This is a genomic window from Anaerococcus lactolyticus ATCC 51172 (assembly GCF_000156575.1).
In the GTDB taxonomy this organism is placed as follows: domain Bacteria; phylum Bacillota; class Clostridia; order Tissierellales; family Peptoniphilaceae; genus Anaerococcus; species Anaerococcus lactolyticus.
This window is the reverse complement of record NZ_GG666045.1, coordinates 316,350-340,570: the sequence shown is the minus strand read 5'-3', so window position 1 is coordinate 340,570 and position 24,221 is coordinate 316,350. Positions and strand designations below refer to the sequence as shown.

The following is a 24,221-nucleotide window of genomic DNA, read 5'->3' as shown; positions in this document are numbered from 1 at the left end:
GGAAACATGGCAAACAAAATTACTGATCTTATTCTTGAGATGGAAGATATAATGGACGAGGCAAGCTCTGTACCTTTCTCTAAGAAAATCGCAGTAGATCCTGATGAGATTTATGAGATTTTAAATGAAATGAAAGATTCCCTACCTGAAGAAATCAAGCAAGCTCAATGGGTAACAGATGAAAAAGACAGGATTCTATCTGAAGCAAGCAGTGAAGCAAGCAATAGACTTAGCCAAGCTGAAGGCGAAATTAAAAATTTTAAAGAACAAGCTAAGAGCCAATACCAAAAAATGGTAAGCGAACATGAACTTACCCAACAAGCAAGAAAAGAAGCTGATAGGATTTTACAAGAAGCTGCAGCTGAAGCTAAAAATATAAGACAACAATCCTATGACTATATTGACAGACTTTTCACTGGTTCAATAGATAACTTTGGTCAACTTGTTCAACAGCTTGAAAAAAATAGAGATAAAATTTTAGAAAATAGATAAAAATAAGACCTATCAATCGATAGGTCTATTATTGTGCACAAAATCATAATCAATATCTCGATTAATACCGAGGCTATAGAGGTTTGATGCTTCTATCATTTTTTTATGAATTAGGAGATTATTAGAATCTAGCTTAGAGATGTCTTTTTTATTAATCACAAGCTTGAGATTTTCAGATAATTTTTTAAAAAACTGACTCGCCTTTTCATTGTAGGCGAGAATTTTTATGAAAGAAATATCAATGTCATTTAAATTTTCGGTATTAGCTAAGATATAATTTAATATTATTCTTTTTATCCTTGACCTCGTATATCTCAACGATGTAGCCTCGTCTAAGAAAGATTTATAAGAAAGATTTCTTCTTGCTAACCTATAAAGATAGTTATCGATACCTTCTTCAAAACCTAATATAGTAGTCATAGGAGATTTTTCTATTAGAATTTTGTACCTAAATATCTTGTATATATAATCTTCATCAAAATCTTGGTAGGTGTTTCTAAAATCAATAAGTTTTTCAAAGGAAATAGCTGGCATTAGCTTATAAATTTCTGAATCTAAATTATTTCTAATCGCAGTCGATGATGCAAAACATTCGTCGTAAATTAATTTATCTTTGGTAGAAGTTTTAATTCTTTTAATAGGGTAAGGCTTTATTTTTGAATTTACTTTATTAATAGCCCTTAAGTATTCAAGAGCCAATATATTATTAGATGAAACAAAGTCGCGTCCAACAAGCTCATCAATCATGATGTTATAAGCTTTTGGATAAGATAGCCCTTCTTTTAAAAGACTTTTTATCTTTCCATCAATAGAATTTTGATTTTCAATGATTTTACTAGCTCCTTGAAGAAAGTCATCTGGGCTAATGTTTTCAATGCCAAAAACTAAGTAGTCAATATTCATTTTATCTAAAATAACAATTGATTTTAAAGCAAAAAATTCAGCAGCTTGTAAGCTTACAAAACTTGGCATTTCGACTACAAGGTCAAAGCCAGATTTAATTGCTACATAGGCTCTTAAATACTTATCCATAACGCTCGCATCGCCCCTTTGAATAAAATCTCCACTCATAAATGAGATATGTAAGTCGGTATTTAATTGGATTTTGGCTTGCTCTAATAAAAATTTATGCCCGTTGTGAAAGGGATTAAATTCTGAAATAATTCCTAAGCTTTTCATAAAGACTCCTTGAGTATATTATACTTATATTTATAAAAGTATGCATAGGGATGAAAATCTCATGAAAATAGTTTTATATTTATGAATAAAATTTTCAATTAAGGGCTAAATATGGTATAATAATTTAAGAAATATCAACTAGGAGGAATTATGATTTCAGCAAATGATTTAAGAAAAGGTGTAACTTTCGTATACGATAATGATGTATATCAAGTTGTCGATTTCCAACACGTTAAACCAGGCAAGGGAGCTGCTTTTGTAAGAGCTAAAATTAGGTCTGTTATGAACGGTGGAGCAAAAGATGTAACCTTTAACCCAAATGAAAAATTTGAAAATGCAGTTATTTCTACAAAAGAAATGCAATATTTATACAATGACGGTCAATTGTATTATTTTATGGACCCAGAAAGTTTCGAACAAATTGGAATCGAAGAAGACAATGTTAAGGATGCTATCATCTATGTAAGAGAAAATGATACAGTTCTTATCAAATTTTACCAAGGCAAGCCATTCTCTATTGATCCACAAAACTTTGTTGAACTTCAGGTAGTAAAAACAGAGCCAGGTGTTAAGGGAGATACTGCTACTAACGTTACAAAACCAGCTACAGTTGAAACTGGAGCAGTAATCAACGTGCCAATATTTGTAAACGAAGGCGATGTAATTAAAATCGATACAAGAAGTGGTGAGTACCTATCAAGAGTTTAGGAGTAGATAATGTCAAGTAATTTCAAAGACGGTTCTGTGAAGATTGCAGATGAGGTTTTAGATCAAATCGCAATCCAAGCGGCTAATGACGTTTATGGAGTATATGAAGAAAATTCTGATGAAGGATTTATTCATTCACTAGGAACTAGGACAAATAAATCATCAATTAGAAATGTTGATGGTCACCTTGTTATAGATTTAGATCTTTCTTTGGATAAAAATGTTAATGTTAGGAAAACAGTTAAAAAAATTCAAGAAAATGTTAAAAATGTTGTTGAAACTATGACTGGACTTAATGTTAGCAAGATTAATGTTAATATAATTAAACTAGAAATCTAATGAAAAGAACTGATCAAAGAGAATGGGTTTTTAAACTTATTTTTCAAGACACAATAAATAAAATCGAAGATACTAAAGATTTATTATCCAACCACAAGCTAAACGAGGATGAGACTTTTATTGTTGAATCTATTAATTCTTATAAGAAAAATTTTGAAAAGATTGATAAGATTTTACAAGACAATGCACCAAAAGGTATGCCAAAGCTTAGTAGGGTGGTTAAGTCGATAATTTATTTATCCATCAATGAAATATATTTTCTTGATATACCTGTTTCTGTGTCAATAAATGAAGCTGTAAATATTGCCAAAAAGTTTTCTAATGAAGACGACTATAAGATAGTTAATTTGATCCTTGGCAATATTGTAAGAAATGAAAATAAATGAGAAAACCCTTAAGTGTTAAGCAATTTAATGAATATATAAAATCAAATATTAAACATGACCCAATCTTTCAAAGAATAAATTTAATAGGTGAACTTTGCAATATTAGAATTAACAACTATCATTTATATTTTTCCTTAAAGGAAGGCAATGATTTAATAGATGTGGTTATTTACTATTACGAAGATAAGGAAATAAATTTTGATTTTAGCCCTGGTAAAGAAGTAATTATTAAGGGAAATCTTTCTTTTAATAATTACTCTTCAAAGCTTGTTATTATTGTAAATGAAGTTGAGGATGTCGGTATTTCAAAAGAATTTTTAGAATTTCTCAAAATGAAAGAGGAATTTAAGTCAAAGGGCTACTTTGATAAGGAAAACAAAAAGCCGATACCAAAACTTGTTAAAAAAATAGGGTTAATAACATCTAAAGACGGAGCTGCTATTATGGATTTTCTTGCCATGATAAACAGCAAGGCTAATGATATACATATTTATCTAGATCCTGTAAAGGTTCAAGGTGATGACGCAGAAGTTTTGATTGCAAATGCTATCAGAACTTTAGATAATCTTAGCTTGGATGTAATTGTTATCACCAGGGGTGGGGGCTCTAATGAAGATTTATCAAGCTTTAACAAGAGAAAAATTATTGAAGCTGTATTTGCAGCAAAAACCCCAATTATTTCAGCTATTGGTCATAACATAGATACGACTTTAATTGACTACACAAGTGATTTAAGCCTGCAAACACCAACTGAGGTGGGGTCATATTTGATTAGTGATTATGTAGATTACGAAAAAAAGATAATTAACAAATTTGATAAGGCTGAGTCATTAATTAAAAACACAATAGTTATGACTGAACTTAAGCTTAAGGTATTAGATGCTAAAATAAAAAAATCTTCACCAGCTAAGCTAACTGAGGATAAAATAAATGCACTTAGTTCGCTAAACCAAGAGATCAACAAGGCTATAAAAAATGTTTTCAGCTACAATGAAAATAAGTTTAAGAATTTGGCAATCAAACTGGATTATGTAGAAAAATTAATTGATGTTAGAAAACAACATTTTGAAATAAAATTTGATGAGAAAAACGTCTATTCTTCACACAGCTTAACTGAAGGAGATCAAATAGAATTGATATTTGTTGATGGAAAATTAAAGGCAAGGATTATTAATGGATAAATCTTTCGAAGACCAATACAAAAAAATCGAAGAAATTTTAGATGAAATTGAAAATAATAAGGATAATCTAGATGAAGCAATCAAGCTTTATGACAAAGCTAAAAATATGTATAAGGACCTTGAAGAAAAGTTAGAAGACTTTAGAGCCAAGGTGGAAGTTATAGGAAATGATGAATAAAGAAAAATTTTTGGAAAGTCTCAGTTTAGATAAGAAGATTATTGACAGGGAAATTCAATCATACTTTAATCCTAAAAATAAACTTGAAGAGGCTATGGTCTATGCAACAGATGGTGGTAAGAGGATAAGAGCATTCTTATACCTAGAAACAAAGAAAATGTTTTCACAAAACATTAGCGAATTGGACTATAAACTCGCTATGTCAATCGAATTTATCCATGCCTATTCTTTAGTCCATGATGACCTACCTGCAATGGATGATGATGATTATAGGAGAGGACAGGAAAGTGTTCATAAAAAGTTTGGTGAAGATATTGGTATCCTTACCGGAGATGCTTTACTAAATGAAGCGGCACTTATACTTTTTGATATCGGTATTAAAGATTCTTCATATCTAAAGGCTTCGTCTTATATTCTAGAAAGAGCATCAAGATTTGGAATGATTGAAGGACAAGTCATGGATTTAAGAAGAGAGTCGACTTATGATTTATCCTATCTTTTAGAAGTATATAAGAAAAAAACATCAGACTTATTTAAGGCGGCATGCCTGGCAGCAGCTTTAACTAGCAATCAGACTGAATATACTTATAGAAAAATCGAAGTATTTGCAGAAAATCTTGGACTCGCCTTTCAAATCCAAGATGATTTACTCGAGGATACTTACAAAGATGAACTTAATATTCTAAATGTAATGGAAAAACAGGATGCTATTAAACTTTTAGATGAAGTCAATAATAAGGCAAGAAACTCTATTAGAGATTTTAAAAATAATGAAGTTTTATCATATTTAATTGATTACTTATCAAGTCGAAGTTATTAGGGGAAATTATGAAAAAATACACTAGACAAAGATTAATATTAGATATTATTCAAAACAATGACGTCAGAACCCAAAGCCAACTTTCTGAAATCTTGAAATCCCAAGGGGTAAATGCGACTCAAGCAACAATTTCTAGGGATATAAAAGAGTTAAGAATTTCAAAGGTGCAAAGTGATGATTATGAGTATAAATATACTGTCGTAGATGCTGTTTATGATACTTTAACAGAAAGAATTGAAAAGATTTTTAAGGAAGCGGTACTCTCTGTAGAAATTTCTGCTCAACTTATAGTGATTAAAACCATATCATATTGCGCAACTGTATGTGGACAATATATTACCAATGCCAAATTAGATAATGTGGGTGGTATGGTTACCGGAATAGACACTATATTTATAACACCTAAAGACTTTGAATCAATTGAAAATCTTGTTGAAGATATAAGGGCACTTGTTAAATAATGCTTGCGGAGCTTTATATAGATAATTTTATTATTATCAAAAAAGATCATATATTTTTTGAAGATAAGTTTAATGTCTTGACAGGTGAAACAGGTTCAGGAAAATCTATAATCCTTGAAGCGATTAATTTACTTTCAGGCAAAAGAGCCAGTAAGGATATTATTGGCAATTTTAAAGATCAAAGTATCATAGAAGCTGTTTTTTTATTAAAGGACGATTTGATACAAAAATTAACAAATCTAGGTATTAGTTTTGATGATGATAAACTTATTATTACTAGAAATATTGGGAAAAACTCTTCAAGCATTAGAATTAATGGTAGACTTTCAAATATTAATATTCTAAAAGAAATAAGTGATGATTTGATCGATGTCTATAAGCAAGGTGACTCAAATATCTATATGAATAAGGCTAATTATGTCGACCTTATAGATTCATATCAAAATGATGGCAAAACAAAAGACATCCGAAGCAAGTTGGCAAGTTTATTTAAGGAAAAAAACGACTACTTAAGACGATTTAAAGATTTTGACTTATCTGATGAGGAGTTAAGTAGGGAAAGAGATTTGTTGAACTATCAAATTGATGAGATTGATAGTATTGATTTATTTAATTTAGACGAAGAAGAAATTGAAAGTGAGTATAAGAGGCTTACTAACATTTCAAGTCTAAAAGATGGTTATTATAGGATGCTTGAATTGCTTGATTCAAGTGATTATGAGATGACATCTGCTAGCAAACTTCTAAATGAAGCTGTTTCAAATATATCCGACTTCATCACTATAGATAAGAAGTCTTCTGACCTTTATAACAGGTTAGTAGCCTTATCGGATGAACTTGATGATATTTACTCGCAAGCAGATTCCTATGTGGATTTTCTATCAACAGATCCTGAAAAATTGGAAACGCTGGAAGATTTAAATAAAAAACTTTTTGACTTAAAAAGAAAATATGGCAATAATATCGATGACATTAAAGCTTATTATGACTCAATGAAAGAAAGACTTAGTGAGTTAGACCAAATTGATGATTTAAGGAATAATCTTACTAATATCTTATTAGAAATTGATAATAAGATGATGAGATATTCAGAAGAAATTCACGAGATTAGAATTAATAAAATAAAGAGTCTGGAAAAATCATTAAACAAAGAAATAGTGGAATTAAATATAAAAAATGGTAAGTTTAAAGTCGATGTTAAGAAAAAAGAAAAAATCGATAAAACTGGTTTCGATGATGTTGATTTCTTAATAAGAACAAATAAAGGTGAGAGTTTGACATCTTTAACAAAAACTGCATCTGGAGGAGAAATCTCTAGGATAATGCTGGCATTTAAGGAAGTTTTTGCAAGTTTTGACGAGATTGACACAATGATTTTTGATGAAATTGATACTGGAATAAGTGGTAGGACTGCTCAGATTGTCGGAGAAAAAATACTTGACCTATCAAAGAAAAGGCAGATTATAGCCATTAGTCACTTGCCACAGATTGCATCTCTTGCCAATAACCATATATTAATAAGCAAGGAAGATGACGGAAATTATACAATATCAAGTTCCAAAAATATAAAAGAAGACGAGAGAACTCTTGAAATTGCTAGATTAATTGGTGGAGTTGACATTACACAAACTACTATTAAATCAGCCAGAGAAATTTTGAAAATGGCGGAGGATCTAAGAAATGAATGAAGAAAAGTTTTATGAAAAAACAATAAAGTCAGATACTATTTATGACGGTAAAATCCTTAAGCTTAGGGTGGAAACTGTTGAACTTGAAAATAAGAGATATTCGAAGAGGGAAATAGTCGACCACCAAAAAGGAGTTGGTATTATCGCTTTTGATGGTCCTGATAAGATATGGATGGTTCGTCAATATAGGAAGGCTATCGATAAGGTAACTCTAGAAATTCCTGCAGGTCTTGTGGACCCAGGTGAACTTCCAATTGAAACTGCAAAAAGAGAACTCCAAGAAGAAGTGGGATTTTTCCCTCAGAAAGTAACTTATCTATTCGATATGCACGCTTCGCCAGGTTTTACAAACGATAAATTATCTTTTTTCGTTGCTGAAGATTTATTAGAATCTCCATTAGACTTAGACGAGGATGAAAATTTGATGAGTAAATCATATTTATTAACTGATTTATATCAGATGATTGAAAATGGTGAAATAACTGATGCTAAGACAATTATTGCAATTTTTTATGCCCTAAGAAGGATAAATGAAGCTTAATATAAAACTTGAAGATTTTGAGGGCCCTTTTGAGCTATTGTTAAAACTGATTGATAGGGAAAAAATTGACATATATGACGTAAAAATAGAAGAGATTACAGCTCCATTTTTAGAGGAAATGGCAAAAATGGATATTGATATTTCTATGCTATCTGAATTTATATATACATCTTCAATTCTATTGACAATTAAGGCAAACAAACTCTTGCCAAAACCTGAAAATGAAGGGCTAGAAGAAGATTTTCTTTCTTATCTTATTGAATATAAAAAAATAAAATCTGTTCAAGATGATTTTAAATTTTTAGAAGATGAAGCTAGGAAAATCCATTCAAAATATCAAGAAGATCTCTCAACTTATCAAAAAGATAATTTAATCATATCTCAAGATGTCGATATTCTTTCTAATGAATTTTCAAAGTTACTAAGAAGACTTGCGATAGAAAAAAAGAGTGAAGAGAAAATTTTTGAGCAAGTTAAGATACCGGATGTTAATTCATATTTGATAAGTCTTAGGAAGACCCTAAACTTTTCTAAAGAATTAAACTTGGTTGATATTACCAAAAGAATTAATTCAAAAGCTGAGTGTATTGCAACTTTCCTAGCCTTATTAGAAATGGTAAGGCTAAATGAAATATATATTAAACAAATAGAGATGAACTCATTTAAGATTATTAAGAGGGTTAAATGACGGAAGACTACTTAAAAGGTCTCATTGAAGAGGTCTTATATATATGGGCTGAACCTATAAGTATTGATGAAATTAGTAAAATTTTATATGACTTGCCTAAGGCTGATATAAAAAAATGCCTAGATGAGATGATTGATGAAAGAAAAGACAGGCAAACTGGTCTTGTTATAAGAAATTTTAACAATTCTTTCCAATTTACAACTAGGAAGGCTAGCGATAAGTATTTTGAATCACTTCTTTCAAAATCAGATAAAAAACTAACAAATTCAACCCTAGAGACTTTATCAATAATAGCTTATAAGCAGCCAATAACAAGAGTTGAGATAGATAAAATCAGAGGGGTTAATTCTCAATCAACTATTGATTCGCTTTTAGAAAAAAAATTAATTACAGAAAAAGGAAGGCTCGATAAAATAGGCAAGCCAATTATCTATGGAACAACTGATAACTTTTTGCAATATTTTAATTTGAATTCTTTGGATGACTTGCCTGAAATAAGGATAGAGAAAAATGAGGATTAATAAATTTATTGCTCATGCTGGTTACACTTCAAGGAGAAAGGCTGACGAGCTGATTCTAAAGGGCAAGGTAAAAATTAATGATGAAGTAATCTTAGAACCAGGAATTGATGTTTGTGATGATGATAGGGTTGAAGTAGAAGGTAAAGTTTTATCGATCGAAAAGAAGTTTTATATAAAATTGTATAAGCCAGTAGGCTTTATAACATCGAATTTTGATCCCTATAATGAAAAAGACTTAAATGAATTAGTTGATATTGATAAGAGGTTTTTTGCTGCAGGCAGGTTAGATAAGGATAGTGAAGGACTTTTAATAATAACAAATGATGGCGAATTTACCAACAATCTAATCCATCCTAAATACAAACTTGATAAGGAATACATAGTTAAAGTCGATAAAAAACTAAAAGACTATCAAGAAAAGCAATTTGCACAAGGCCTTGATATAGGCAATGGCGAAAAAACATCTGATGCTAAAATCGAATATTTGGAAAATAACACTTACAGGGTTATAATCCATCAGGGATACAATAGACAGATAAGAAGGATGTTTAAGGTTTTCGGAATAAAAGTTGTAAGTCTAAAAAGAATAAGGATAGGAAAGATTAGCCTATCAAATCTTAAGGAAAAAGAATACAGATATTTTAATGAAGATGAATTAAAATTTGTAGAAGAAATTAGAAGATAGGTGACTATCTTTTTTTGTGGGATAAATATGAAAAAAATTGGGATAATTGGTGCAGGCCCTGCGGGGTTGATGGCTGCTATAAGAGCAAAGAATGAAAATAATATAGTTACAGTTTTTGAAACTAATGAGAAAATTGGTAAAAAACTCCTCATGACTGGTGGTGGCAGATGTAACATTACGAATGCTGCTTACTATCAAGATTTCTTAGATAATGTCGTTACAAATAAGAAATTTATTTATTCTGCCTTTACGAATTTTGATAATTTTTCTATGATTGATTTTTTAAATAAAAATGGGATAGAAACAATCATAGAGGAAGATGGTAGAGTTTTTCCGAAATCTGAGAAGGCGATAGATATCGTAAAGTTTTTTGAAGCTAAGCTTAAAGAGAAGTCTATAAATCTTATAACTAATACAAAAATTAATAAGGTATATAAGGATAAAAATTTTTATCTCACCGATCAAAATGGAAAAACCTACGAATTTGATTATTTAATTATAGCTACAGGTGGAAAATCTTACCCTAAAACAGGCTCTGATGGAATTGGTTATAAACTTGCAAGAAAGTTAGGGCATGAAATCATTGAGCCTAAAGCGGTTCTTGTACCTATATTTATAAAGGACAAGATAAATTTTAAAGCCCAGTCTTTTAGGAATATAAAAATAAATATATTAACAGATAAAGATAATGTTTCAGTCGAAGGTGATCTTCTTATTAATGCTAATTTCTTAACTGGACCTGCTGCGCTTAAGGCAAGTTCTTATATGAGAGATAAAAAAATAAGCAAGGTGTCTATAGATTTTTATCCAAATCTAACTTATAATGATTTAGATAAGCAAATTCTAAATTTACTGGGTGAAAACTCGAAGAAAAGTGTTGGAAACGCATTAAAGACCCTTTTAAATCCATCTTTACTTGATGAAATATTTAGACGAAATAATTTGAATTTAGGAAAAAAATCAAGTGAATTTACAAAAGAAGATAGAAAATCATTGATTGAAAAAATTAAAGATTTTGATCTTGAATTTGATAGACTAGGGTCGTTTGAATCTGCAGTTGTAACTAGAGGCGGAATAGATGTAACTAAGTTAAATCCAAAAAATATGCAATCAAAATTAGTAGAGGGTTTATTTTTTGCAGGCGAAATCCTGGATATAGATTGTCTTACAGGTGGTTTTAATTTACAAATTTGTTTTAGCACAGCATATTCAGCCGGGACTTACATTAAGGAGAACACATGACATATATAATAGCAATTGATGGCCCAAGTGGATCTGGAAAATCAACCGTATCAGAAATCTTGGCAAAAAAATTAAATATTGAATACTTAAATACAGGCCTTATGTATAGGGCTGTTACAAAGTATTTTCTTGATAAGGGCTTTGGAGAAAATACTGATGACAAAATTTTAAAATACTTATTAGATGAAATCACAATTGACTTTAGAGACAACAAACTGTTTTTAAATGATGAAGATGTCACTGATAGATTGAGGAATGATCAAGTTACAGCTAATGTTTCTTGGGTCTCCGCTAGAGATTATGTAAGGGAAAAAATGGTAGACCTACAAAGAAAAATTGCAGAAAACACTTCATTTATTCTTGATGGTAGGGATATCGGAAGTGTGGTTTTCCCTGATGCAAAATATAAATTTTATCTAACTGCTTCTGCCTTAACAAGAGCTAAAAGACGTTTTGACCAAGGCGAATCTGATATGACAATAGAAGAAATAGAAAAAGCAATAATAAAAAGAGATGACTATGACTCAAACAGAAAAGTTTCACCTTTGAAAGTTGCTGAAGGCGCCATTGTCGTTGATAGCTCAAACTTAAATATTGACCAAACAGTTAATAAAATCTTATCATTAATGGGTAAAAATGATGTTTTATAGGGTTGTTGTTGCCATATTGAGGGTCTTATTTTTCCCTTTTTATAGGGTAAGAGTCCATGGCAGGGAAAATATTCCAGAAAAGGCCGATATAATTGCTTGTGCGAACCATTGGTCTAACCTTGACCCTTTTTTTCTAGCCCTTAATCTGCCCATAAAGTTTAACTTTATGGCCAAAAAAGAACTTTTTGAAATACCAGTCTTAAGAAATATTTTAAAAGCGGCTGGCGTTTTTCCTATAGACCGAAAGGGAAATGATTTAAAAGCTCTTAGATATGCAATTGGACTCATAAAAGATGGCAAAACTCTTGGCATTTTCCCTGAGGGAACCAGGGTAAAGAAAATATCAAGGGAAAATATGCACGAAGGAATTGGGTTCATCGCTCTAAAAGCAAAGTCAGATATCCTACCTATTGAAATAGTAACAAGTTATAAATTATTTTCTAGTGTTGATATTTATGTCAAAGAGCCTATTGCTATTGAAAAATATGCTGACATTAAAAATAAAGAGGCAATGAAGATGATTAGCGATGAGGTATTCTATGCCATATATGACCATAGAGATATAATAGAAAGTGAAAAAAATGGAAATAATAATTGCTGAAAATTCAGGTTTTTGCTTTGGTGTAAAAAGAAGCGTAGAACTTGCAGAAAAAGCTTTGGATAGTAATAAAACTGTTTACTGCTTGGGTCCCTTAATCCATAATCCTCAACTTGTCGAATCTTTTAGCAAAAGAGGACTTACTGTGATTGACCATGATGAAGCTTTGAATATAAAAGATAGCTTGATTGTGATAAGAGCTCATGGTGAGGATAAAAATTTTAAAGATAAGCTAATCGAAAATGGAAATGAACTTTACGATGCGACTTGTCCAGTCCTAAATAGTATTTATAAAAAAATTATTCAAAAGGAAAAAGATGGTTACCAGGTTATAATTGTAGGTGATAATACACATCCTGAAATAATTGCTATGGACTCTTGCATAAAACATGGTATAGTAGTTAAAGATGAGACTGAAGCAAAAAATATTAAGAATTACGATAAGCTATATGTGGTAAGCCAAACTACAAATAGGTTAGAGTTTTTCAGAAATATTGCTAACAAGTTAGAAGAAAATAATGATAGTGTAGTAATAGAAAACACAATTTGCAATGCTACAAAATTAAGGCAGGACTCTGCTAAAAAACTGGCAAGTCAAGTGGATTGCATGATTGTTGTTGGTGGTTTTAATAGTTCTAATACGAATAAGCTATACCAAGTAGCTAGTATGTTTTGTAAAAATGTTTTTAGGATTGAAACTGTTAAAGATCTACCTTTGCAAAAGCTCTCTAAATTTAAAAAATTAGGAATAATCGCAGGAGCGTCTACGCCTGAGTCGATTATCGAGGAGGTAGTAAGTAGTATGGATGAATTCACAAAAGAAGAATTTATGAACAGTCTGGAGAATAGTTTAAGAAAGATTTACCCAAAAGAGGTAATCACAGGTACAGTAATCAACGTTAAAGATGATGAAGTATTTGTTGACATTCAATATCGTGCAGATGGTATTGTTAAACTAGATGAAATGACTGAAGAAGAACAAAAAGATCCAAAAAACAGTTTTGAAGTTGGTGCTGACATCGATGTTTACGTAATTAAACTAGATGATGGTGAGGGTAATGTTTCCCTTTCTACAAGAAGAGTAGAAGGAATGAAAGCTTGGAAAGAACTATCTGATAAATTTGAAAATGAAGAATTAGTTCATGGTAAAGTTATAAGCTTTAATAAGGGAGGCCTTACTGTTGAAGTTAATGGCGTTAATGGTTTCGTACCAGCTAGCCAAATAGCAACATACTTTGTTAAAAATTTAAAGAAATTCGTTGGTGAAGAATGGGATCTTAAGATCATAAGCATCGATGAAAGAAAAAATAGACTTGTTTTATCTAGAAAAGATGTATTAGAAGCAGAACTAGATGACCTTTGGGATGAGCTTGAAGAAGGTCAAGTAGTTAAGGGTAAGGTAGCAAGACTTACAGATTTTGGTGCATTCGTAGAAGTTAATGGTCTTGATGGTCTACTTCACGTTTCTGATATAGCTTGGACAAGAGTTGAACATCCATCAGATGTTTTAAATGTTGGCGATGAAATCGAAGTTAAGATTTTAAAACTAAACAAAGAGAAAAACAGAATCTCTCTTGGTCGTAAACAACTTATCGAAAAACCATTTGAAAAATTTGTAAACGAACACCAAGTTGGTGACGTTGTTGAAGGTAAGGTTGTAAACTTACTTGATTTTGGTGCTTTTGTTGAAGTTGCTGACGGTGTTGAAGGACTTGTACACGTTTCAGAAATTTCTTGGGACCACGTGGAAAAACCATCAGATGAATTAAACGTTGGTGATACAATTGAAGTTAAGATTATTTCAATTGATAAGGATGAAGAAAAGGTTGGACTTTCAATTAAGGCTCTTAAAGAAGCTCCAGAAAGACCAGAAAGAAAACCAAGACCACAAGCTAAAACAAATGACAAACCAAGAAGAAAAGTTGAAAGAGATAATTCAATAGCTTTCGGTGATGATGATTTAAATAATAACCTTGGTGATATGCTAGCACAAGCTTTATCAGCACAAGGATCAGATGATTTATTAGGATCAATCGAAGAAGACGCTGAGTAAAATTAGAATCAAAAGGAGATGACTTAGATCATCTCTTTTTTTACTTAAGGAGTAGCATGGTAAGTAAGAAACTAGAAAAATATAAAGATTATTTTAAGGGAAAAACCTATAATATCACGACATTCGGCTGTCAGATGAACGAACACGATTCTGAAAGGATATCCTATATCCTAGAAGATTTAGGATATGTTTATGAAGAGGATAGAAAGAAAGCAGACTTCATTTTATTTAATACCTGTTTGGTAAGAGAAAACGCTGAATTAAAACTTTATGGTCAGGTATCATCTCTTAAAAAAATAAAAGAAAGTCATCCTGAGAAAATTATAGCCGTATCAGGATGTATGATGCAAACAGAAGTAGCAAGACAGGTTATAATAGATAAACATAGGGAAGTAGATATTATTTTTGGAACAAAAAATATAAATTCTTTATCCGATTTAATTTTTAGGTATCTAGAAACAGGAGAAAGAGTTGTTGATATATCTACCGATAATGTAAAAGATGATTTTGTAAAATACAACACTCCAAATCATTTCCAAGCCTATGTAAACATAATGACAGGGTGCGATAATTTTTGTTCATATTGTATAGTTCCTGAATCTAGAGGAAGGGAAGAATCAAGAAGACCTTCATCAATAATAGAAGAAGTTGAATACCTAGTTAACCAAGGTTATAAGGAAATAACTCTTCTTGGACAAAATGTTAATTCCTATGGTAACAAGGCTGACTTTAATCACACTTTTCCAGAATTGCTTGAAAAAGTAGCGCAAATTCCTAATCTTAAAAGATTAAGGTTTACAACAAGTCATCCTAAAGACTTATCTGATGAATTAATCAAGGTTATCAAAAGAAATGATAATATATGTAAATATTTCCACCTACCATTACAATCTGGATCTGATAAGGTGCTTAAGGATATGAACAGGAAATACACTCAGGAAAAATATTTAGAAAGAGCGAGGAAATTAAAGGAAGAGATTCCAGAAATAGCAATTTCTACTGATATTATTGTAGGCTATCCTACTGAAACTGAGGAAGATTTTGAACAAACACTTAAGGTTTGTAAGGAAGTTGGTTATGATACAGCCTTCACTTTTAAGTACTCACCAAGACCAAAAACTAGAGCGGCAAAGTTAACTCCAATTGATGATGATATAGTTCAAGCAAGGTTTGATAAACTTTTAGACTTATTATATCCAATCTTTAATGAAAAAAATCAAACATATATAGGAAAAACTGTAGAAGTTTTATTAGAATCAGAAAGTAAAAATAATCCAGAGGTCTTAACTGGCAGAACTGACGACTATAAATTGGTTCATGTTAAAGCAGATAAGAGTCTGATTGGGGAATTTGTTAAGGTAAAAATCACTGGAAATACATCTTTTACTATCTCTGGAGATTTAGTAGAATAAAGTTAATAGCTCATATTGTTCTATGGCAATAGAAATATTGGATGTTAAACATTATATATGATTCATAATTAGTATTTTAAAAGCTTTTTTTTAAAAAAATATTGGGTACAATATACCGTGGTAGGAAGGAGGTTTTATGAAAGATGTTTCTGTAAAAGCTAAGGCAAAATTAGGGAAACTTTTAGATGATTATTTGCTTGAAAGAACTATAAACGAGAATGATTTAGCAAGAAAAATTTCTTATCTTAAGAAGAACTATGAATTTTTAGATGAAAATGATAACAAGCTTGTTATAGAAGAAAAATTATATAATCATTTCTATAAACAAGAAAAATCTATCGAGTTCTTTTTAAGAGGCTTAGAAAAGAAATTTTATCAATTGTATTTTTCAATTTATAAAATCTATTTGATACAGGAAATAATTACGAGTATCTTAAATAAGTCTTTGGAAGATAACTATAAATACTTTATTAATAGTCCATTTTTTGAAGGAATGGAACTTCTGCCTAATTTTTCTCTAAATGATTTTGTAAACTCAATTAAAGATAATCATATAAAAAGAGTTCTTGAACCATTTTTAAATGAAAATATGGATCAAGACGAGTTGATATTTTTATCTTCTAATGCGCTTATAAAGTTGTACTACAGGGCTTTATTAAAAATTAGCGAAAAATTTCCTAATAGTGAGTATAAGCATATCAACAAATATTTAGCTGAAGAAATTAATTTATTGAATTTTGAGATGCTTTACAGGTTAAAATCATTTTTTGAAATAAATAATAATGAAGTTTTTAACTACCTTATAGAGGGTGGATATCTGTTTAATGCAGAAAGACTTAGAGAGATATCTAATCTAAATAAGGAAGAATTTATAGAGTATTTTTCTGATGGTAGGTATAAAAATATTTTTGAAGACGAAAACTTGGTTTATAAAAGAATACAAGATAAAAGATGGAAAAATTCGAGGGATGAAATAATCAACGACAATTGCGACATACTTTATGTTGTTTCTGCTATAAATCTTTTGTATCTTGATATAAAAAATATAGTTTCTATTTTGGAAATGGATGAGAAGTATGACTATAATCAGAAGAGAGAATTGTTAATAGGAAGGTAGATATGGCAGTAGAAAAAATGAACCTTGTTAATATAACATCTAGGTTGGAAAATCTTACTGATTTACTAAAAGATGTTATTAATATAGGTCAAATCGAACCGATTGATGCTTTTGGTCAAGTGGCCAGTAGAGCTTTCTCTGTCAAGGCTAGTAGTGAGAACGTCGAACTAACCGAGGATATGAATAATATTACGAGTTTTCATGGGCTTTCTAAAGAAGAACTTGAAAAGTTGAATTATTTAAAGAGATTTTTCGACATCAGCGATGATGAAGAAGTTGGTGAAATATCCAAAGTTATTAGCAAGGATGAGCTCGAAAGATTATATACTAGACTTGAGCCAATGATTAAAAGACGAGAGGAGCTTGTAGAAGAAAAGGATAAATTATTAACTTACAAAAATAATTTAGAGATTCTTACTAAAGCTAATGTTGATATTGAAAAGATTAAGCATTTAAATTATTTCGATTTTAGATACGGTGATGTTACCAAAGACGGTAGATTTATATTGAAAAACAATTATGAAAATATACCATCATTGATTATTCACTTAGATGATGAAGCTGTAAAAAGTGCTGATGCATTAAATACTTTGATTGAGCTTGATAATAAGACTAGTCAAAGAAGAAAAAGTGTCGATGAAATAATTGAAAATGAAAAATCTGAGAGCTTAAGAGTAGCTAATAAGATTGATCAAACATTTTTTGAAAAGCTTTCAAGCGAAGTAGCAAACTTAAATGCAAATAATGACGAAAAAATCAAAAAAGAAGCTGAAGAAATAAAGAATTCTTTTTCTGATAGAAAAAATCACATAGAAAGCTTGTATAAAGAAAAAGTAGATTTACTTGTAGATAATGCGTTTAACAAAATCATCGAGGGGGATGGCAATGACAGATAAAATTAAAAATTCAAAAGAAAATTATTTGTTAGTCTATCCAAAACAAGTTAGTGAGGATATAGGTAGAGCTGTTAATACAATGGGCTTTATCGATAAAAAGCTTCCTGATGAAAATCTTGACTCAATAGAAAGCAAATTAAGTGAAGTTAATCAAGAATTAGACTCATTGGAAAATGAAATCGAAAATTTCAAAAAAAATAATGAGGAAACTTTTGAATCTCTTCCAAGCACTGTTGAATATTACGAAAAGAGTGAAGATATCATCAGTAAAATGGCAAAGGGTGAAAAATATTTATACCTTACAGGTTGGGTTCCAAATTCAAAAGTAAAAGAATTTGAGAATTTATCCAAGAAATATGATAAGACTAATGTTGAAGTAAAAAAAAAATATAATCAAGAACCACCCACTAAGCTAAGAAATAACAAATTATTTAGACCCTTTGAATTTTTAGTAAACATGTATGGCGCTCCTAATTATAATGAAATAGATCCAACTCCATTTTTCGCAGTATCTTACATGCTCCTATATGGAATGATGTTTGGTGACCTTGGACAAGGTTTAGTATTTGTGTTATTAAGTTTTTTAGTCGACAAAAAAGACAAAACATTCGGAGCTCTTATCAGAAGGGTCGGATTTTCAGCATGTTTCTTTGGTTTGATGTATGGTTCAGTATTTGGTATAGAAACTCTTATACCAGCTATTTTGATAAAACCATTTGATAATATAATGAAAGTTCTTATTGCATCTGTTGCATTTGGTATTGGACTACTTGTAATAGCCTATTGTATGGGCATTTATAACAAGTTAGTAAAGCAAAATAATATTGAGGAAGGTATCTTTGGCAAGGAAGGCATTGCAGGCCTTATGATGATGATTTCTTTTGTCTTGATTATCCTTAATATTGTAAAGGTAAATCCAATGCCTATTAGCGTAGGCTTTGCTTTATTAATTGCTTCAATAGTTATGATAGTTTTTTCAAAACCAATTGCGGCAAAGATTGAAAAAAGAGATGAAATTTTTGAATCAAGTGCCTTTGATTATTATGTTGAAAGTTCATTTTCAATTATAGAAGCACTTCTTTCAGTATTCTCAAACCTTGTTTCTTTTACAAGGGTAGGAGCCTTTGCTATAAACCACGTAGGCTTGTATATGGCTTTTGAAGTTATGAGTAAAATAGCTGGTGGTGGTATAAAAGGTTTAATTATCTTAATCTTAGGTAACATACTTATTATTGGTCTTGAAGGCATGATAGTTTTTATCCAGGGTTTAAGATTAGAGTTTTATGAAATGTTTAGTAAATATTACCAAGGAAATGGTCGTAAATTTAGACCAGTTAAAGAAAGAAAATAAAAGGAGATATTATGATTAAATACACAGCACTACTTGCACTTGCAGTAGTAATAATAACAATTTATTCAGGTTTGTACCTATTAAAAAACAACGAAGACCCATCAAAATCTAAAATTAGAAAAGCATTAAAGATGAATTTATTTACCTTTGTGCCAGTAATGTTAATGATTGTTGTACTTATGATTCCTACAGGTTCAAAAGCAGCAGAGACTGCAGCAACAGCCGCAGCAGCTTCTGACGGACTTAAATATATTGGTGCAGCACTCTCAACAGGACTTGCTGCTATTGGTACTGGATATGCTGTAGGTACAGTAGGTTCAGCAGCTCTTGGAGCTATTTCTGAAGACCAATCTATCCTTGGTAGGACAATCATATTCGTTGGTCTTGCTGAAGGTATCGCTATCTTTGGTGTTATTATTTCTATCATGATTCTAAACGCATAAAATGAAAGCAAAGATTCTAACTGACTCAAACAGCTTGCTAACAATGTTCCGCCTTGGCGCAATTGAAGCAAGCTTGGTTGGAGATCAAAATTTTGAAGTGGAATTTAAAAATTCGTACAAGGATGAGAATCTTGCCATATTGATAATTACAAGGTCAGTTTATAATAAAAACATGAATAGGATAGATAATTATAGAAGAGATTACTCAATGCCTTTGATTGTAATTATTGATGGCTGAAAGGATAAAATATGCTAGACTTAGAAGCAAAACTATCAAGTTTTAGGAAGATGGTTTGGGATGAAGAAAAATTAAAAACTGATAATGAGTTATTCTTATCAACTGAAAAAAATTCATCCTATATAGACGATAAAAATAAACAAAGAAATAAAGAATTTGAAGAAAAAATAAAAGATAGAAAAAACTTTCTAAAAATAAGAAAAAATGAAGAAATCTCTAAAATAAAGCAAGAAGAAAAAAATGATTTCTATGCTTATAGAGAAGAATTGCTTTATGATTTTTATAATAGATTAATCACTAAACTAAGAGCTTATAAAAAAACTGATGCATATAAAAAATCTTTACAAGAAGATATTAAGAAAATGATGAAAGCACTTAATTTGTCTGAAGATGAAATTGTTGTATGTGTCCTTCAAGATGACTTAGATTTAATAGATTTTAAAAATAAACAAGCGATTGATAAGACTTACATTGGTGGCTTTATACTTAAAGATATAAATAATGAGTTTAGATATAACTTTAGCTATAAAGAGAGAATAAGAGATAGAAAATATGAATTTGGTAAGAAATTATACCAAGTTCTTGAAAGTGAGCGTTTTAATGAATCCAATAATTAAAACAATTAATGGACCTGTTGTTTATGCTCAAAATGCAAGAAATCTTAAAATCAGAGAGATGGTGTCGGTTGGAAATTTAAAGCTAATCGGAGAAGTTATTTCTGTTGAGGGTGATCTTGCTACCATTCAGGTTTATGAGGATACATCAGGTCTAAAAGTGGGAGAGGATATTATTTCTACATCAATGCCTCTTTCTGTTAGACTAGGTCCAGGTTTATTGGGAAATATGTTTGATGGTATTGAAAGACCTCTTAAACATATTATGGATAAGCATGGAGCTTTTATTCCATCAGGTATTGGTTTTGATAATCTAGATTTGGAAAAAGAATGGGATGTTAAAATCAAATTTAAAAAGGGCGATAAGATAAGAAAAGCTGATATTTATGCTACTATTAAAGAAACTGAAGTAATAGAGCATAGACTTATGTCAAGTTTTGATGGTGAAATAATAGAAGCAAAAGAAGATGGCAAATATAAGCTAGAAGATACTATACTTAAAGTAGAAAATGATGAAGGTGTTTATGAGCTTAAGCTTTATCAGTATTGGCCAGTTAGAAATCCTAGACCTGTTAAGAAAGCTCTCAGCTTAAAGAACCTACTTGTTACAGGTCAAAGAGTTTTGGATGTATTTTTCCCTATTGCAAAGGGTGGTACTGTTGCAATTCCAGGTGGTTTTGGTACAGGTAAAACTATGCTCCAACACCAACTTGCCCAATATTCTGATGTTGACATAATTGTCTATATCGGTTGTGGTGAGAGGGGAAATGAGATGACCCAAGTACTAGAAGAATTCCCTGATCTTATAGACCCGAATACTGGCAAAGACTTGATGCAAAGAACAATTCTTATAGCAAATACATCTAATATGCCAGTAGCAGCGAGAGAAGCAAGTATCTACACAGGTATAACTATAGCAGAATATTATAAGGATATGGGTTATGATGTTGCTCTTATGGCAGACTCCACATCAAGGTGGGCAGAAGCTCTTAGAGAAATATCAGCAAGGCTTGAAGAAATACCAGCAGAAGAAGGTTATCCAGCCTATCTTGCTAGTAGACTTTCAAAATTCTATGAGAGAGCTGGTTATTTTGAAAATTTAAATGGAACTAAGGGATCTGTTACCCTAATAGGAGCTGTATCTCCATCAGGTGGAGATTTTTCTGAGCCAGTTACAGAAGCTACAAGAAGAAGCGTAAATGTATTTTTAGGTTTGGATCGAAAGCTTGCTTATTCAAGACATTATCCAGCTATAAATTGGTTAACATCATATACTAATTATCTGGAAAAAATGCAAGATTATTACAAAGAGCATTACAATTCAGATATTATTTCTATAAGAAATAAGCTTATGAATGTTTTGATTTCTGAAGAAGAAGTTAAATCAATTATGATGCTAGTTGGATCTGATGCCTTATCTGATGAGCAGAAAAATATTCTCGATGTTGCTGCCCTAATTAGAAACGGATTTTTGCAACAAAACGCTTATAATGCAGTTGATAAATATGTACCTGTAGATAAGCAAATTATGATGTTAGACATTATTGATAAATATAACAACTTAAGTGAACAAGCCCTAAAAGATGGCATTTCATATAAAAAGATTTATAATTCTGATTTATTAAATGAAATAAGTCAGATGAAATATAATGTTGAGAATGATAAGTTAGAAAAGCTTAATCAGCTAGGCTCTAAGATTGAGAATTATTTTGCTAATTTGAGGGGGTAGCTGATGAGAAAAGAATATACTAAAATTAAAAAAATTGAATCATCTATTATTGAAATTGAAAAAGTAACTGATATTGCATATAATGCCTTAGTTTCTGTTCACGCAGCAGGAATGGAATTTGTAGGGTCAGTTGTTATGGTCGATGATGATACAGTAACAGTAGAAGTTTATGCTAATACAGATAATTTTTCTGTTGAAGATATAGTTGTAAGTTTTTATGAGAGACCTCTAGAACTACCACTAAATGAAACTATTCTAGGTAGGACTTTTAATGGTATAGGTGAGCCTATTGATAATGGTGGAGATATTTATGCTGATGAGACCTATCCTGTAGAAGGTCTTGCGTTAAATCCTGTTGCAAGGGAATACCCAAGAGATTTCATCCAAACTGGCATTTCTGCTATTGACACCTTAACAACATTAATACGTGGTCAAAAATTACCAATATTTTCAGGATCAGGTCTACCTCATAATGAAATTGCTGCTCAAATTATTAGGCAAGCAAAACTTAAAACAAACGAAGACTTCGCCTTTGTATTCGCAGCCATGGGTATTAAGAAGGATGAGGCTATGTTTTTTGAGGATGCTTTCTCAAAAGCAGGTGTAAAAGACAAGCTTGTTATGTATCAAAACTTGGCAGACTCTCCAATAATGGAAAGGCTACTTGCTCCAAAGTGCGCCCTCACAGCAGCAGAATACTTAGCTTATAAAAAAGGCTACCACGTTCTTGTAATAATTACAGATATGACTTCATATTGTGAAGCGCTCAGGGAAGTTTCTTCAATAAGGGGTGAAATTCCATCTAGGAAGGGTTATCCTGGATACCTTTATTCAAACCTTGCAAGCCTTTATGAAAGAGCGGGTATGATTGAAGGAGTAAAGGGATCTGTAACTCTTATCCCAATTTTAACTATGCCAAATGATGATATTACACACCCTGTAGCTGACCTTACAGGCTATATTACTGAAGGTCAGATAGTTATTGATAGGGGACTATCAAGCAAGGGTGTTTATCCACCTATTAACGTACTACCATCTCTATCAAGACTAATGAAAGATGGTATAGGTGAAGGATACACTAGGGCAGATCATGAAGATGTAATGAACCAGTTGTATGAATCATATTCAAAGGTAATTGACGTAAGAAATATTGCACAAATTGTCGGAGAAGATGACTTATCAGCTGTTGATAAGAAGTATTTAGAGTTTGGGGATGTTTTTGAAAGCAAATTTTTATCCCAAGCTCAAAGTGAAAATAGAGAGTTAGAAGAGAGCCTAGATCTTGCTTGGGACATACTAAAAATATTGCCAAGAAATGAACTTCACAGAGTATCTGAGAAGAACCTTGATAAATTCATAGGAAAAGCTGATGAATAGCGAACAAATTGCAAGCAAGGCTAACCTCATAAAAGCCAAAGAAGAGCTAAAGCTTTTAGATGTTGGTCTAGATATTCTTGATAAAAAGAGAAAGGCTCTTATGAATGCTCATGAGAGTAAAATTAAAGATAGGGACAGTTTGAATAAAAAGGTTAATCAAACAATGAATGATGTTAGTCATAGCTTTAACAAGGCTATGGCAAGCATAGGCCAAGCTAAGCTAGAAAGTTTAGCAGGTCTTATACCTATTGACAATTCGATTGAAACAAAAAATACAAAGTTCATGCAGACAGACATGGCTGAGGTAAGTTTCAATCCTAAGAAATTGTCCTTATCATATTCTTTTTATCAAACCAATTCACTTTTTGATGAGGCTCTTATTGCCTTTAACAAACTAAGAGCTGATATATTTAAACTAGCTGAACTTGATAGTACAATTAATAATTTAGAAATCGAGATAAGAAAATCAAATAAGAAAGTGAACAGTTTGGAAAAGATTCAGATACCACAAAAGACTGAACTTATAAAGAATATTTCTCAGAGCATAGAAGAAAAAGAAAGAGAAGAATTCTCAAAAACAAAAATTGTTAAAAGCAACAAAGCAAAAAAGTCATCGTAAAAAATTACGTAATAG

At 31.0% G+C, this 24,221-nt stretch carries 28 protein-coding genes; 27 read left to right on the top strand and 1 reads right to left on the bottom strand.

What is annotated here, in order from left to right:
* Positions 1-6: 6 nt before the first annotated feature.
* A complete protein-coding gene (locus HMPREF0072_RS04240) occupies positions 7-492 on the top strand; it encodes a hypothetical protein (protein ID WP_004827596.1) in 486 nt (161 codons plus the stop codon).
* A gap of 12 nt (positions 493-504) precedes the next feature.
* On the opposite strand, the gene HMPREF0072_RS04235 is transcribed toward HMPREF0072_RS04240, so the two are convergent.
* Positions 505-1,671: a nucleotidyltransferase family protein gene (locus HMPREF0072_RS04235; RefSeq protein ID WP_004827594.1), complete on the bottom strand. Its 1,167-nt coding sequence runs from the start codon at positions 1,669-1,671 to the stop codon at positions 505-507.
* A gap of 150 nt (positions 1,672-1,821) precedes the next feature.
* Here HMPREF0072_RS04235 and efp point away from each other — a divergent pair, with 150 nt between their 5' ends.
* The 26 genes from efp to HMPREF0072_RS04105 all read left to right on the top strand — a co-directional run bounded on the left by efp (position 1,822) and on the right by HMPREF0072_RS04105 (position 24,206).
* Positions 1,822-2,379, top strand: coding sequence for an elongation factor P (gene efp, locus HMPREF0072_RS04230; RefSeq protein ID WP_004827593.1), 558 nt, complete (start codon positions 1,822-1,824; stop codon positions 2,377-2,379).
* 9 nt (positions 2,380-2,388) lie between these two features.
* Complete coding sequence (locus HMPREF0072_RS04225; protein ID WP_004827591.1) at positions 2,389-2,718, top strand: Asp23/Gls24 family envelope stress response protein; 330 nt, start codon at positions 2,389-2,391, stop codon at positions 2,716-2,718.
* A complete protein-coding gene (locus tag HMPREF0072_RS04220) occupies positions 2,718-3,104 on the top strand; it encodes a transcription antitermination protein NusB (protein ID WP_004827588.1) in 387 nt (128 codons plus the stop codon). The genes HMPREF0072_RS04225 and HMPREF0072_RS04220 overlap by 1 nt, the downstream gene beginning before the upstream one ends.
* Positions 3,101-4,285, top strand: a complete 1,185-nt coding sequence (gene xseA, locus HMPREF0072_RS04215; RefSeq protein WP_004827586.1) for an exodeoxyribonuclease VII large subunit — start codon at positions 3,101-3,103, stop codon at positions 4,283-4,285. The genes HMPREF0072_RS04220 and xseA overlap by 4 nt, the downstream gene beginning before the upstream one ends.
* Positions 4,278-4,463 carry an exodeoxyribonuclease VII small subunit gene (xseB, locus tag HMPREF0072_RS04210; RefSeq protein ID WP_004827583.1) on the top strand — a complete coding sequence of 62 codons (186 nt, stop codon included), beginning with the start codon at positions 4,278-4,280 and terminating at the stop codon, positions 4,461-4,463. The genes xseA and xseB overlap by 8 nt, the downstream gene beginning before the upstream one ends.
* Positions 4,453-5,283 (top strand): polyprenyl synthetase family protein, encoded by an 831-nt coding sequence (locus tag HMPREF0072_RS04205; protein WP_004827581.1) that lies wholly within the window; start codon positions 4,453-4,455, stop codon positions 5,281-5,283. Before xseB ends, HMPREF0072_RS04205 begins: the two co-directional genes overlap by 11 nt.
* Before the next feature lie 8 nt (positions 5,284-5,291).
* Positions 5,292-5,744 (top strand): arginine repressor, encoded by a 453-nt coding sequence (locus HMPREF0072_RS04200; protein WP_004827579.1) that lies wholly within the window; start codon positions 5,292-5,294, stop codon positions 5,742-5,744.
* On the top strand, positions 5,744-7,432 hold the full coding sequence (recN, locus tag HMPREF0072_RS04195; protein ID WP_004827578.1) for a DNA repair protein RecN: 1,689 nt from the start codon (positions 5,744-5,746) through the stop codon (positions 7,430-7,432). The genes HMPREF0072_RS04200 and recN overlap by 1 nt, the downstream gene beginning before the upstream one ends.
* Positions 7,425-7,973, top strand: coding sequence for an NUDIX hydrolase (locus HMPREF0072_RS04190; RefSeq protein ID WP_004827575.1), 549 nt, complete (start codon positions 7,425-7,427; stop codon positions 7,971-7,973). The genes recN and HMPREF0072_RS04190 overlap by 8 nt, the downstream gene beginning before the upstream one ends.
* Positions 7,963-8,661 carry a segregation and condensation protein A gene (locus tag HMPREF0072_RS04185; protein ID WP_004827574.1) on the top strand — a complete coding sequence of 233 codons (699 nt, stop codon included), beginning with the start codon at positions 7,963-7,965 and terminating at the stop codon, positions 8,659-8,661. Before HMPREF0072_RS04190 ends, HMPREF0072_RS04185 begins: the two co-directional genes overlap by 11 nt.
* Complete coding sequence (gene scpB, locus HMPREF0072_RS04180; protein ID WP_004827571.1) at positions 8,658-9,182, top strand: SMC-Scp complex subunit ScpB; 525 nt, start codon at positions 8,658-8,660, stop codon at positions 9,180-9,182. The genes HMPREF0072_RS04185 and scpB overlap by 4 nt, the downstream gene beginning before the upstream one ends.
* Entirely contained in the window at positions 9,172-9,867 is a 696-nt protein-coding gene (locus tag HMPREF0072_RS04175; RefSeq protein WP_004827570.1) for a pseudouridine synthase, read from the top strand. Before scpB ends, HMPREF0072_RS04175 begins: the two co-directional genes overlap by 11 nt.
* A 27-nt stretch (positions 9,868-9,894) precedes the next feature.
* Positions 9,895-11,109, top strand: coding sequence for a BaiN/RdsA family NAD(P)/FAD-dependent oxidoreductase (locus tag HMPREF0072_RS04170; protein ID WP_039931133.1), 1,215 nt, complete (start codon positions 9,895-9,897; stop codon positions 11,107-11,109).
* Complete coding sequence (cmk, locus tag HMPREF0072_RS04165; RefSeq protein WP_004827566.1) at positions 11,106-11,759, top strand: (d)CMP kinase; 654 nt, start codon at positions 11,106-11,108, stop codon at positions 11,757-11,759. Before HMPREF0072_RS04170 ends, cmk begins: the two co-directional genes overlap by 4 nt.
* The gene (locus HMPREF0072_RS04160) at positions 11,746-12,360 is read left to right on the top strand and encodes a lysophospholipid acyltransferase family protein (protein ID WP_004827564.1); all 615 of its coding nucleotides are present in this window, start codon (positions 11,746-11,748) and stop codon (positions 12,358-12,360) included. The genes cmk and HMPREF0072_RS04160 overlap by 14 nt, the downstream gene beginning before the upstream one ends.
* Positions 12,341-14,410, top strand: coding sequence for a bifunctional 4-hydroxy-3-methylbut-2-enyl diphosphate reductase/30S ribosomal protein S1 (locus tag HMPREF0072_RS04155; RefSeq protein WP_037327591.1), 2,070 nt, complete (start codon positions 12,341-12,343; stop codon positions 14,408-14,410). Before HMPREF0072_RS04160 ends, HMPREF0072_RS04155 begins: the two co-directional genes overlap by 20 nt.
* Positions 14,411-14,466: 56 nt before the next feature.
* On the top strand, positions 14,467-15,822 hold the full coding sequence (gene miaB / locus HMPREF0072_RS04150) for a tRNA (N6-isopentenyl adenosine(37)-C2)-methylthiotransferase MiaB (protein ID WP_004827561.1): 1,356 nt from the start codon (positions 14,467-14,469) through the stop codon (positions 15,820-15,822).
* A 136-nt stretch (positions 15,823-15,958) separates the two neighbouring features.
* Positions 15,959-16,939, top strand: coding sequence for a V0D/AC39 family V-type ATPase subunit (locus HMPREF0072_RS04145; RefSeq protein ID WP_004827560.1), 981 nt, complete (start codon positions 15,959-15,961; stop codon positions 16,937-16,939).
* Between the two features lie 2 nt (positions 16,940-16,941).
* Positions 16,942-17,835 carry a V-type ATP synthase subunit I domain-containing protein gene (locus HMPREF0072_RS04140; protein WP_004827559.1) on the top strand — a complete coding sequence of 298 codons (894 nt, stop codon included), beginning with the start codon at positions 16,942-16,944 and terminating at the stop codon, positions 17,833-17,835.
* Entirely contained in the window at positions 17,819-19,186 is a 1,368-nt protein-coding gene (locus tag HMPREF0072_RS04135) for a V-type ATP synthase subunit I (protein WP_004827558.1), read from the top strand. Before HMPREF0072_RS04140 ends, HMPREF0072_RS04135 begins: the two co-directional genes overlap by 17 nt.
* 11 nt (positions 19,187-19,197) lie before the next feature.
* Entirely contained in the window at positions 19,198-19,629 is a 432-nt protein-coding gene (locus HMPREF0072_RS04130; protein ID WP_004827557.1) for an ATP synthase subunit C, read from the top strand.
* 1 nt (position 19,630) lies between these two features.
* A complete protein-coding gene (locus HMPREF0072_RS04125) occupies positions 19,631-19,867 on the top strand; it encodes a V-type ATP synthase subunit F (protein ID WP_004827556.1) in 237 nt (78 codons plus the stop codon).
* A gap of 11 nt (positions 19,868-19,878) precedes the next feature.
* Positions 19,879-20,484, top strand: a complete 606-nt coding sequence (locus tag HMPREF0072_RS04120) for a V-type ATP synthase subunit E family protein (RefSeq protein WP_004827555.1) — start codon at positions 19,879-19,881, stop codon at positions 20,482-20,484.
* Complete coding sequence (locus HMPREF0072_RS04115; protein ID WP_004827554.1) at positions 20,468-22,210, top strand: V-type ATP synthase subunit A; 1,743 nt, start codon at positions 20,468-20,470, stop codon at positions 22,208-22,210. Before HMPREF0072_RS04120 ends, HMPREF0072_RS04115 begins: the two co-directional genes overlap by 17 nt.
* A 3-nt stretch (positions 22,211-22,213) precedes the next feature.
* Positions 22,214-23,587: a V-type ATP synthase subunit B gene (locus HMPREF0072_RS04110; RefSeq protein WP_004827553.1), complete on the top strand. Its 1,374-nt coding sequence runs from the start codon at positions 22,214-22,216 to the stop codon at positions 23,585-23,587.
* Positions 23,580-24,206, top strand: coding sequence for a V-type ATP synthase subunit D (locus HMPREF0072_RS04105; RefSeq protein WP_004827552.1), 627 nt, complete (start codon positions 23,580-23,582; stop codon positions 24,204-24,206). The genes HMPREF0072_RS04110 and HMPREF0072_RS04105 overlap by 8 nt, the downstream gene beginning before the upstream one ends.
* Positions 24,207-24,221 lie beyond the last annotated feature (15 nt).